The following is a 10,806-nucleotide window of genomic DNA, read 5'->3' as shown; positions in this document are numbered from 1 at the left end:
ATGTCGCTCATCTGTATCCCCTTGAAGTCTTCGTCGTCGCCGTTGAGAAGAACAGTAGGGGCACCGAGATCACGACGAATCCCGGAAACGTGCCATGCCCAGCAGGTCGAGGGCCTCGTCCAGCTGCTGCTCGGTGAGCGTCCCGCGCTTGACGTGACCGCGATCCAGCACGACCTCGCGGATCGTGCGGCCCTGGGCCAGGGCCTGCTTGGCGACCGCCGCGGCCTCCTCGTAGCCCAGGTAGCGGTTCAGCGGCGTGACGATCGACGGGGAGCCGGCCGCGTACGCGGCGAGCACCTCCTCGTTGGCGCGCAGGTCCGCGACGCAGCGCTCCGCGAACAGGCGCGACACGTTGCTCAGCAGCCGGATCGACTCCAGCAGGTCGTGGGCGATCACCGGCAGCATCACGTTGAGCTCGAAGTCGCCCTGGGTGCCGGCGAACGCGACCGTCGCGTCGTTGCCGATGACCTGGGCCACGACCTGGCGTACCGCCTCGGGGATGACCGGGTTGACCTTGCCGGGCATGATCGACGAGCCGGGCTGGAGGTCGGGGATGGCCAGCTCGCGCAGGCCGGCGCGGGGGCCGGAGCCCATCCAGCGGATGTCGTTGGCGATCTTGTACAGGCCGGCGGCGACGGTGCGGGCCACGCCCGAGGCCTCCACGAGGGCGTCGCGGGCGCCCTGGGCCTCGAAGTGGTTGCGGGCCTCGGTGAGCGGCAGGCCGGTCGCCTCGGCCAGCAGCTCGATGACCCGGGGCGCGAAGCCGGGCGGGGTGTTCAGGCCGGTGCCGACCGCGGTGCCGCCCAGGGGCAGCTCGGCCACGCGGGGCAGCACCGACGCGATGCGCTCGACGCCGTAGCGGACCTGCGCGGCGTACCCGGAGAACTCCTGCCCCAGCGTGACCGGCGTGGCGTCCATGAGGTGCGTGCGGCCCGCCTTGACGATCGGGCCGAACTCGGCGGCCTTGCGCTGCAGCGCGTCGCCGAGCGCGGCCAGGGCCGGGGTCAGCGAGAACGTGAGCTCGCCGGCCACCGCGACGTGGATGGCCGAGGGAAACACGTCGTTGGAGGACTGGGAGGCGTTGACGTGGTCGTTCGGGTGCACCGGCCGGCCCAGGGCGCGGCTGGCGAGGGTGGCGACGACCTCGTTGACGTTCATGTTCGTCGAGGTGCCCGACCCGGTCTGGAAGACGTCGATCGGGAACTGATCCTCGTGCGCGTCGTCGGCGATCTCACGCGCCGCGGCGACGATCGCGTCCGCGACATCCGGATCGAGCACGCCCAGCGAGGCGTTGGCCGCCGCGGCGGCCGCCTTGATCCGGGCGATCGCGCCGATCAGCTCGGGCGGAAGACGAAGACCGGAGATGGGGAAGTTCGAAACCGCACGCTGGGTCTGGGCCCGCCACAGCGCGTCGGCGGGCACGCGTACCTCACCCATGGTGTCGTGCTCAACGCGGTACTCCATAGGGCAATACTGCCCCGCGGTACCGCGGCTCCCCCGGTCGATCAGCGGGTGAGGGCGGTGAGGTCCCGAGCCCCCAGCGAGGTGAACAGCGCCACGGCCTCGTCCATGCGGTTCAGGCCGGCCAGGGCGCGGGCCTGCTCGTACCGGTCGCCGATGCGGGAGGCCTTGGCGTACGCCTCCTTGTTGAGCCAGTCGGCCTCGTCGCCGCGGCCCGCCGCGCGCAGGGTCAGGGCGAGGTCGTTGGCGGCCAGGCACTGGCCGGAGACGTCGGCGACGCGCTCCATCTGGTCGCGGGCGGCCCGCTGGCAGGTGACGGCGTCGGCGATCCGGCCCCGCAGGCGATAGGCGGTGCCGAGCTTGCTCAGCGTCTCCGCGGCGCCGTACTGGTTGACCGAGTCGCGCTTGAGCACCAGGGCGCGCTGCAGCAGGGCGGTGGCCACGGTGAGGTGGCCCAGGTGCAGGTGCACGAGGCCGAGCTCGCCGATCATGATGGCGACCGGGCGGATGCCGCCGATGCGCCGGGCGACGGCGAGGCCGCGGCGGTTGGCGGCGAGCGCCTGCGCGTAGTTGCCGGCCTGGGTGTGGACGAGGCCGATGGTGCTGTTGCGCTTGAACTCCAGGCTCGGCGGTACCGAATCGATGGCGATGTCCGCGGCGGCCTCGGCCGACGCGATGGCCTCCGGATACTGCCCGAGGCGGCTGTGCAGCATCGCGAGGTTGGTCAGGGCGGTGCCGATGAGCCTCGGTAGGTTCTCCCGCTCCCCGATGCGGATGACGGTCTGCAGCGTGGTGAGCGCGTCGGTGAGGCGGCCCATGCGGAAGTACACGGCGGCCAGGTAGTTGCGGGACTCGCCCTCGAGCTCGGCGTCGGGCAGCGCGACGGCGGCCTCGATCGCCCGCTCGTACAGGTCGAGCTGCTCGCCGAAGCCGAAGCCGAACAGGAACGGCGACACCGCGCGGGTCAGCATGCACGTGTGGCGGTGCCGGCCGGCCTCGGCGGCGAGCCGGGCGACGCCGAGCACGTTCGGCAGCTCGCGCTCGAGCCAGCGGCGGGCGGCGGGCGGGGTCGCGAACTCCAGCGCGGTCGGCGGCGGGGCGTCCAGGCGCAGCAGCGAGCGGGCGTCGGAGAGCTCCATGAACCGCGTCGCGCCGACCACGCTGTACAGATAGTGATCGAGCAGTCGCAGCAGCGCCTCGGCGTCGTCCTCGGCCAGCTGGGCGGCGTAGTCGCGCAGCAGGTCGTGCAGCCGATACCGGCCGGCCTCCGGCGCCTCGACCAGGTGCACGTCGACCAGGTCCTCCAGCAGCGCCTCGGCCTCATGGACCGACAGGCCGGCCAGGGCCGCGGCCGCCGCGGGCTCGAAGTCGCCCGACGGGTGCAGTCCCAGCACCGCGAAGAGCCGCTGCAACGGTACCGCCAGTTGCTGGTACGACAGCGTGAACGCGGCCGCCACCGTCCGGCCGTCGACGGCGAGCTCCGGCAGCCGCCGGTCCGCGGTGCGCAGCCGGATGGCCAGGTCGGAGACGCTCCAGCCGGGGCGGTGCTGCAGGCGGGCACCGGCCAGCCGGATAGCCAGCGGCAGCCGCCCGCACAGCTCGGCGACCTCGATGGTGCGGGCGGGGTCGGCGTACGCGCGCTCGCCGACGGTGCGCCGCAGCAGCTCGACGGCGTCGTCGAGGGGCAGCACGTCGAGCGACACGGTCTGCGCGCCGTCGAGGCCGCCGAGGCGCCGCCGGCTGGTGATGACCACGCCGGTGTGCGCGGTGCCGGGCAGCATCGGCAGCACCTGGGCGTTGTCGAGGGCGTTGTCGAGCAGCACCAGCACCTGCCGGTCGGCGAGCTCGGTGCGCCACAGCACGGCCCGGTCGTCCAGGCCCGGCGGTACCCGCTCGGCCGGCACGCCGAGCTGGCGCAGCAGCGCGCCGATCGCCTCGCCGGGGTCGAGGGGCGCTCGGTCGCTGTGCCCGCGCAGGTCGAGGTAGAGCTGGCCGTCGGGGTAGCGCTCGGCGGCGGCGTGCGCGACCCGCACGGCCAGGGTGGTCTTGCCGGTGCCGGCCATGCCGTCGATCGCGACGACCTCGGGCCGCTCGTCGCGCAGCACGCCGACCAGCCGCTGGACCAGCTCGACGCGGCCGGCGAAGTCGGCGACGTCGCGGGGCAGGCAACGGGCGGCGCGGCGGCCGCGCGTGCGGGGCGTCTGCGGCAGCAGCAGTGCGGCGTCGCTGTTGAGGATGCGCCAGTGCAGCTCGGCGAGTTCGGCGCCGGGCTCGATGCCGAGCTCCTCGGCGAGCAGCGCCCGGCCGCGGCGGAACACCGCCAGGGCATCGGCGCGCCGGCCGGTGCGCACCAGCGCGGTCATGAGATGGCCGCGGAACTGCTCGTGGTGCGGGTACCGCTCGACCAGTTCGGTCGCCTCGGCCAGGATCTCCTCGGCGAGGTCGAGCTGCAGCTCCAGGTCGAGGCAGAGGGCCATGGCGGCGGTCCACTGCTCGTCGAGGTGCGCGGCCGCGGCGCGGACCAGGTCGGAGTCGACGTCGGTCAGCGGCCGGTCGCGCCACAGCGAGAGCGCGGCCCGCAGCTCGTCGCGGCCGCCGGCCAGGTCACCGTCCGCCGCGGCGGCGCGCCCGCGCTCGACCCGGGCCGCGAACAGCGCGGCGTCGAGGTCCTCCGGGCCGACCTTGATGCGGTACCCCGCGGGCTCGGTGACGACAAGGTCCTTCGGCAGCCCGGCACGGCGCAGCAGCCGGCGCAGCCGGGAGACGCAGCTGTGCACCTGCGCCCGCGCGGTCGGCGGCGGGCTGGTGTCCCAAAGGGCGGTGATGACGTGTTGCACGGGCACCAGCTGCCCCTCGCGCAGCAGCAGAAGCGCGAGCAGAATCCGCTCGCGCGGCGCAGCGACCGTGATCTCGGTAACCGGCGTACGGATCTGTACCGGTCCCAGGATCGAAAAACGGGTCGAATCGCGCATAACCACCCTCTGTGCGGCTGCCGCCTCCCCTCGAAGCTGCCCGCTCGAATATCCGATGGTAGTCAGATGAGAGCGGCGAAAGAGCCGGGACGGCGACCCTTTTTCAGCGGAGCGCATGCGTGTGCCGGAATGCGTCCAGAGTTTGCGTGGTCCTTGCTCAAGAGCTGCGCTGGCCTTACTCAGGTGGGCTACCTCCAACGCTCTGGACGAACGGGGATATTTCGGTCGCGCAGGCGAACCTTTTGATGCGGGGCTGCACCCGATGACGTGTGCGGCCCCCAAATCTCTTCGCGTTTCAGCGGACGGCCGCCGCGTCACGGCGCACCGCGAACACGGGGCAGGAATTCCCTTTTCCGATATTTCCGGTATTCGCGGTTCTCGCAGCTAGATCATGCGTCGTAGCGCCGTCTCCACGGCGTCGATCAACGGGTCGCCGTCGGTCCGCGGGTGCCGTGCGAGACCGAGCTCGACGTCCGGCAGGGCGGGCAGGACATCCACGTCGGGGCAGACCATGCCCGGTTCGAGGTTCGCGGGCATGAGCGCCGCGACGCCGAGCCCGGCCCGTATCGCGGCGAGCACACCGACCAGGCTGTTGCTTTCGAAGGCCACCCGCCAGCGCCGACCGGTGCGTTCCAGCGTCTCCAGCACCGACGTACGCCAGGAGCACATGTTCGAGAACAGCACCACCGGCAGCGGATCGGCGGCCACGTCCACACCCTGGCCGACCGCCCAGACCAGCGGGCGGCGCACCGTCCAGCGCGGCGGCCCGGGAACGTCCGGCACCTCGTCGAGCACGAGGTGGACGCGGCCCGCGTCGTAGGCCTCCCGAATCTCGGCGGTGGAAACGCTGAGTACCTCCAGCGTCGCGCCGGGGTGCAGCCGGGCGAGATCGGCGAGGGCCTGTGAAAGCTGGGACGCGGCGAGGTCTTCGAGCAGCCCGACGCCGCAGTGGCCGGTGAGCGCGCGCCCGGTTTCGGTGAGTGCCTGCGCGGAGAGCGAGAGAATGCGGTCGGCGTACGGCAGGAGCTCCTCACCCGCCCGCGTCGGCGAGACGCCAGACGGCGACCGGTACAGCAGCGGACGGCCGACAACGCTCTCAAGCCTGCGCAACTGCTGGCTGAGCGCGGGCTGAGTATGTCCGAGCGCAGCCGCGGCGCGGCTGATGCTGCCCGCCCGCAGGGCGGTGACGAACGACCGCAGCAACGCGATTTCAAGATCTCGGGCCATAAGCATTCACTATGGCAGGTCCAAGCAGATTAGTGGTTCCTATAACCCGACGATCGATCTAGCGTCACGTGGGTGACCGGATACCGGCAGGTGCTCGCCGTGCCAGGAATCGCATCGCTGCTGGGCGTTTCGCTGCTCGCCCGGACCGCGATCACGGCGGACGTGATGGCGCTGACGATGTACGTCGTACTGGGACTGGGCATGAGCTACGCGGCAGCGGGTGGTGTCGCGGCGGCCCTGACCGCCGGAGTGGCGCTGGGCGGGCCGCTGCTCGGCCGCATGATCGACCGGCGGGGCCTGCGTACCGTGCTACTGGTCACTGTCGTCCTGCAGGTCGCGTTCTGGCTGAGCGTGCCGATCCTGCCGTACGCGATCCTGCTGGGCGCCGCCTTCGCGGCGGGTCTGCTGATGGTGCCGGCCCAGGCGGTGACCAGACAGGCGATCGCCGCGATGACGACGGCGGGACAGCGCCGGGCCGCGTTCGCGCTGGAATCGGTGCAGGGCGAACTGTCGTACATCGTGGGCCCGGCGGTCGTGATCGTGTGTGCGGCGAAGATGTCTCCCGATGTGGTGGCGTGGGGGGTCGGTGCCGCGATCGCGGCCGGCGGCGCCGGGATCGCCTTGCTCAACCCGCCGGTGCGCGCCCAGGACGAGGCGGATGCCGGCGCGGCCGGACGGCCGCCGCGCCGGGAGTGGCTGGGCGCCGGCATGATTGCCGCACTGACGATGGCGGTCGGCACCACGACGCTGCTCAGCGGCGTCGACCTCGCCATCGTCGCCACGCTGCAAGAGGCGGGTCAGGTCTCCTGGGCCGCCGGGGTCGTAGCCGTGTTCGGCGTGACGTCCGTCGCCGGCGGGCTCATCTATGGCGCGCTGCCCCGGTCACTGCCCACCTGGCTGCTGCTCGGCCTGCTCGGGCTCGTGACGATTCCCGCCGGGCTCGCCCGCGACTGGCCCTGGTTGTGCGTGGCCGTTGCCGGCGCCGGGCTTCTCACCGCACCGACCCTCTCCACGGTGGCCGACGCGGTGAGCCGGCTGGCGCCGGCCAGCGTGCGGGGTGAGGCGACAGGTCTGCAATCCTCGGCGCAGAGCGCGGGTTTCGCGCTCGGATCCCCGATCGTCGGGATGGCGATCGACCTCTCCGCACCAGCGGGCGGCTTCGCGGCGGCCGGACTGGCCGGCCTTGTTGCCGCGATGGCTGGACGCATCCTGTCGTCGAGGCCGGCACCGCGCCGGTCGAGCGCCCGAGCGTAGACGAACACCCTGGTAGCGCGTTTCACGCCCGGAGCGGGTATCGTTCCGCGGGGCGGAGGTTCACCGCCGACGATCGGCGAGGGACTGCCGTTCCGTTATCAGGAGGAAAGTGTGGCTAGCGGTACTGTCAAGTGGTTCAACTCCGAAAAGGGCTTCGGTTTCATCCAGCAGGATGACGGCGGCGCGGACGTCTTCGTCCACTACTCCGCCATCGCCAGCACCGGATACCGTGAGCTCGCGGAAGGCCAGAAGGTGGAGTACGAGGTGACCCAGGGCCAGAAGGGTCCTCAGGCGGAGAACGTCCGCGGTCTCTGACTCGATCCTGGCAAGAAAACCTGAGCGTCGTCGGAGCGCCGCATGCCTGGCATGCGGCGCTTCGTCGTTCCCACGTGATCTTGCGGCCCCGGAAGCGGCTCCCAGCAGGGCCGATGAGCTCGTTACCGCTTGCCGATCTGCAGGGTCAGCTTCGGGGTGGTCACCTCGGCGAAGAAGTCGTTGCCCTTGTCGTCGACGACGATGAAGGCCGGAAAGTCGACCACATCGATCTTCCAGACGGCCTCCATGCCCAGCTCCGGGTACTCGATGACCTCGACGTGCTTGATGCAGTCCTGGGCCAGGCGCGCGGCCGGCCCGCCGATCGAGCCCAGGTAGAAGCCGCCGTGCTGGCGGCACGCGTCGGTGACCTGCTTCGAGCGGTTGCCCTTCGCCAGCATGACCATCGAGCCGCCGGCGGCCTGGAACTTCTCGACATACGCGTCCATGCGGCCGGCCGTGGTCGGGCCGAACGAGCCCGACGCGTAGCCCTCGGGGGTCTTGGCCGGGCCGGCGTAGTAGACGGCGTGGTCGCGCAGGTAGGCGGGCATCGGCTCGCCGGCGTCGAGGCGTTCGGCGATCTTCGCGTGGGCGATGTCGCGGGCCACGACCAGCGGGCCGGTCAGCGACAGGCGGGTCTTGACCGGCAGGGCGGACAGCTGGGCCCGGATCTCGGCCATCGGACGGTTGAGGTCGACGGTGACGACGTCGTCGTCGAGGTGCTCGTCGGTGACGTCGGGCAGGAAGCGGGCCGGGTCGGTCTCGAGCTGCTCGAGCCAGATGCCCTGCTCGTTGATCTTCCCGACCGCCTGGCGGTCGGCGGAGCAGGACACCGCGATCGCGACCGGGCAGGAGGCGCCGTGGCGCGGGAGGCGCACGACGCGGACGTCGTGGCAGAAGTACCGGCCGCCGAACTGGGCGCCGATGCCGAACTCGCGGGTCAGCTGCAGCACCTCGGCCTCGAGCTCCACGTCGCGGAAGCCGTGGCCGACCGGTGAGCCGGCGGTGGGCAATGTGTCGAGGTACTTCGCCGAGGCGAGCTTGGCGGTCTTGAGCGCGTGCTCGGCCGAGGTGCCGCCGATGACGATCGCCAGGTGGTACGGCGGGCACGCGGCGGTGCCGATCAGCCGCAGCTTCTCCTCCAGGAACTGCATCATCCGGGTGGGATTGAGCAGCGCCTTCGTCTCCTGGTAGAGGTAGCTCTTGTTGGCCGAGCCGCCGCCCTTGGCCATGAAGAGGAACTTGTAGGCGTCGTCGCCCTCGGCGTACAGCTCGATCTGCGCCGGCAGGTTGGAGCCCGTGTTCTTCTCGTCCCACATGGTCAGCGGCGCGAGCTGCGAGTACCGCAGGTTGAGCCTCGTGTACGCGTCGAACACCCCGCGGGCGATCGCCGCCTCGTCGTTGCCGTCGGTGAGCACGAACCGGCCGCGCTTGCCCATGACGATCGCCGTGCCGGTGTCCTGGCACATCGGCAGCACGCCGCCGGCCGCGATGTTGGCATTGCGCAGCAGGTCGAGCGCCACGAACCGGTCGTTCGAGGACGCCAGCGGGTCGTCGATGATCGAGCGCAGCTGCGTCAGGTGGGCGGGGCGCAGGAAGTGCGCGATGTCGTGCATGGCCTCGTCGGTCAGGCGGGTCAGCGCCTCCGGCTCGACGGTCAGGAACCGGCCGTCGCGCCCGATCCCGTCGCTGGTGACCAAGCGGTATTCGGTGGCGTCGGGTCCGATCGGCAGCAGCGGCGAGAACGCGAATTCGGGCATCCCACGACTGTATTACTCCACTCCGGCGACCCTGAGCAGGGCGGCAGTGAGTGCGGCGGCCACCACCACGACGACGAACGGCGCCTTGCGCCAGGCCAGGACCGCGCCGACCAGGACGCCGGCCGGGCGCGCGATGCCGACGAAGTGCGTGCCGTCCAGCAGCGCGGCGGTGCCGATGAGCGCCGCCAGCAGCGCGACCGCGGCGAGCGTGAGGTATCGCTTGACCTGCTCCGAAACCGAGATCCGGTCGCGCAGCACGGGCCCGGCGACGCGAAACGCGTAGGTCCCGGCGGCAAGCGCGATAATGGCAATCCAACTCATGCCGACATCTCCACTTCGCTACGGCCGCGGCACGAGCTGAACCTGCACCCATGATGAGCGGCCACTCCGCTTCGCTCCGTACCGCTCATGCCGAACCCTCCGCTCCGCTACGGCCGCGACACGAGCTAAACCTGCACCCATGATGAGCGGCCACTCCGCTTCGCTCCGTACCGCTCATGAACGCCGCACCGCCTTGGGCAGTGGCAGGGCCAGCGCCAGGCCGACCAGTGCTATGAGCACCGGCAGGCCGGCCGGCAGGAACGGCGTGGTCGCGAGCGCGAGCACCGCGCCGGCGACGGCCACGCGCACCGACGCCCGGTCCTTGAGCGACGGCAGCGTCAGCGCCAGCAGCGCCGCCGGAAACGCGGCGTCGATGCCGAATGTGTTCGGGTCGCCCAGCGCCGAGCCGGCGATCGCCCCGACCGCGGCCGAGACGTTCCAGGTCAGGAACAGGGCGATGCCCGTCGTCCAGTAGGCCCGGCGGCGGCGCGCCGGATCGTTCTGGGCGAGGGCGAAGGCGACCGACTCGTCGGTCATCAGGTGGCTGCCCAGCAGCCGGGCGGGGCGCCGGTCGCCGAGCACCTCGTTGCCGACCGCCAGCCCGAACGGCAGGTGGCGGGCGTTGAGCAGCAGCCCGGCGAGCACGATCGCGGCCGCCGTGGCGCCGGCGCCGGCCAGGCCCACGGCCAGGAACTGCGCGCCGCCCGCGTAGACGAACGCGTTCATGACCAGGATCTGCCCCAGCGGCACGCCGGCGGCCGACGCGATCGCGCCGAATGACAACCCGACGACCACGGCCGCCGCGCACAGCGCCGCCGCGTCGCGGGCGATCGGATCTGTTCGGAGAATCGAACGCATAGTTCGGTATGCTGTACCCGTCCCAGTCGTTCGTCAAGCCGAATGACTCGTTCGATGCACCGAACGGATCGCGCATGGACCCGAACAAGCCGCCGATCGACCTCATCGCGGCCGCCCTCCGCCGCGAGCGCGAGCGCGAGAAGCTGTCCCTCAGCGAGGTCGCCAAGCGCGCCGGGATCGCCAAGTCCACGCTCAGCCAGCTCGAGGCGGGCGCCGGCAACCCGAACATCGAGACGCTGTGGGCCCTCGCGGTCGCGCTCAACGTGCCGTTCAGCCGGCTCGTCGAGCCGCCGCCGACGGCGCCGCGGGTGATCCGCGCCGGCGAGGGTCCGTCGGTGAAGTCCGAGCAGGCCGACTTCATGGGCAAGCTGCTGGCGACCTCGCCGCCCGGGGTACGCCGGGACATCTACCTGATGCGCGCCGAGCCGGTCGGCGCCCGCAAGGCCGACGCCCACAACCCGGGCACGATCGAGCACGTGGTGATGATCAGCGGCCGGCTCCGGGTCGGCCCCGAGGACTCCGCGGTCGACCTCGACGTGCACGACTACGCCTCCTTCGCCGGCGACGTCGCGCACGGCTACGAGGCCCTCGCCCCGAACACATCGTTCGCGCTCATCATGGAACACCGCTGACCGCACGGC

General features: G+C 71.6%; 9 protein-coding genes. 3 read left to right on the top strand and 6 right to left on the bottom strand.

Annotated elements, in window-relative coordinates; all coding sequences use genetic code 11:
- Positions 1 to 69: 69 nt before the first annotated feature.
- The 3 genes from ABT297_RS08945 to ABT297_RS08935 all read right to left on the bottom strand — a co-directional run bounded on the left by ABT297_RS08945 (position 70) and on the right by ABT297_RS08935 (position 5,660).
- Positions 70 to 1,464: a class II fumarate hydratase gene (locus ABT297_RS08945; protein ID WP_350546402.1), complete on the bottom strand. Its 1,395-nt coding sequence runs from the start codon at positions 1,462 to 1,464 to the stop codon at positions 70 to 72.
- A 41-nt stretch (positions 1,465 to 1,505) separates the two neighbouring features.
- Positions 1,506 to 4,433, bottom strand: coding sequence for an AfsR/SARP family transcriptional regulator (locus ABT297_RS08940; protein WP_350546401.1), 2,928 nt, complete (start codon positions 4,431 to 4,433; stop codon positions 1,506 to 1,508).
- Positions 4,434 to 4,817: 384 nt separating this feature from the next.
- Positions 4,818 to 5,660: a LysR family transcriptional regulator gene (locus tag ABT297_RS08935; protein WP_350546399.1), complete on the bottom strand. Its 843-nt coding sequence runs from the start codon at positions 5,658 to 5,660 to the stop codon at positions 4,818 to 4,820.
- Positions 5,661 to 5,732: 72 nt separating this feature from the next.
- On the opposite strand from ABT297_RS08935, the gene ABT297_RS08930 reads away from it, so the two are divergent.
- Positions 5,733 to 6,914: an MFS transporter gene (locus ABT297_RS08930; protein ID WP_350546397.1), complete on the top strand. Its 1,182-nt coding sequence runs from the start codon at positions 5,733 to 5,735 to the stop codon at positions 6,912 to 6,914.
- A gap of 111 nt (positions 6,915 to 7,025) precedes the next feature.
- Positions 7,026 to 7,229 (top strand): cold-shock protein, encoded by a 204-nt coding sequence (locus tag ABT297_RS08925; protein ID WP_350546396.1) that lies wholly within the window; start codon positions 7,026 to 7,028, stop codon positions 7,227 to 7,229.
- Positions 7,230 to 7,351: 122 nt separating this feature from the next.
- Here the strand turns inward: ABT297_RS08925 and ABT297_RS08920 are convergent, their stop codons facing one another.
- From ABT297_RS08920 to ABT297_RS08910, 3 genes are all read right to left on the bottom strand, one after another.
- Complete coding sequence (locus ABT297_RS08920; RefSeq protein ID WP_350546394.1) at positions 7,352 to 8,986, bottom strand: fumarate hydratase; 1,635 nt, start codon at positions 8,984 to 8,986, stop codon at positions 7,352 to 7,354.
- Positions 8,987 to 8,998: 12 nt separating this feature from the next.
- Complete coding sequence (locus ABT297_RS08915) at positions 8,999 to 9,307, bottom strand: AzlD domain-containing protein (RefSeq protein WP_350546393.1); 309 nt, start codon at positions 9,305 to 9,307, stop codon at positions 8,999 to 9,001.
- Between the two features lie 174 nt (positions 9,308 to 9,481).
- Complete coding sequence (locus ABT297_RS08910; RefSeq protein WP_350546391.1) at positions 9,482 to 10,165, bottom strand: AzlC family ABC transporter permease; 684 nt, start codon at positions 10,163 to 10,165, stop codon at positions 9,482 to 9,484.
- Between the two features lie 74 nt (positions 10,166 to 10,239).
- Between ABT297_RS08910 and ABT297_RS08905 the strand changes: the two genes are divergently transcribed.
- Positions 10,240 to 10,797: a helix-turn-helix domain-containing protein gene (locus tag ABT297_RS08905; RefSeq protein ID WP_350546390.1), complete on the top strand. Its 558-nt coding sequence runs from the start codon at positions 10,240 to 10,242 to the stop codon at positions 10,795 to 10,797.
- Positions 10,798 to 10,806: the final 9 nt, after the last annotated feature.

Source organism: Dactylosporangium sp. NPDC000555 (assembly GCF_040300025.1).
Classification (GTDB): Bacteria; Actinomycetota; Actinomycetes; order Mycobacteriales; family Micromonosporaceae; genus Dactylosporangium.
Note: the sequence above shows the minus strand (reverse complement) of the source record. Positions and strands in the feature narration are given on the sequence as shown.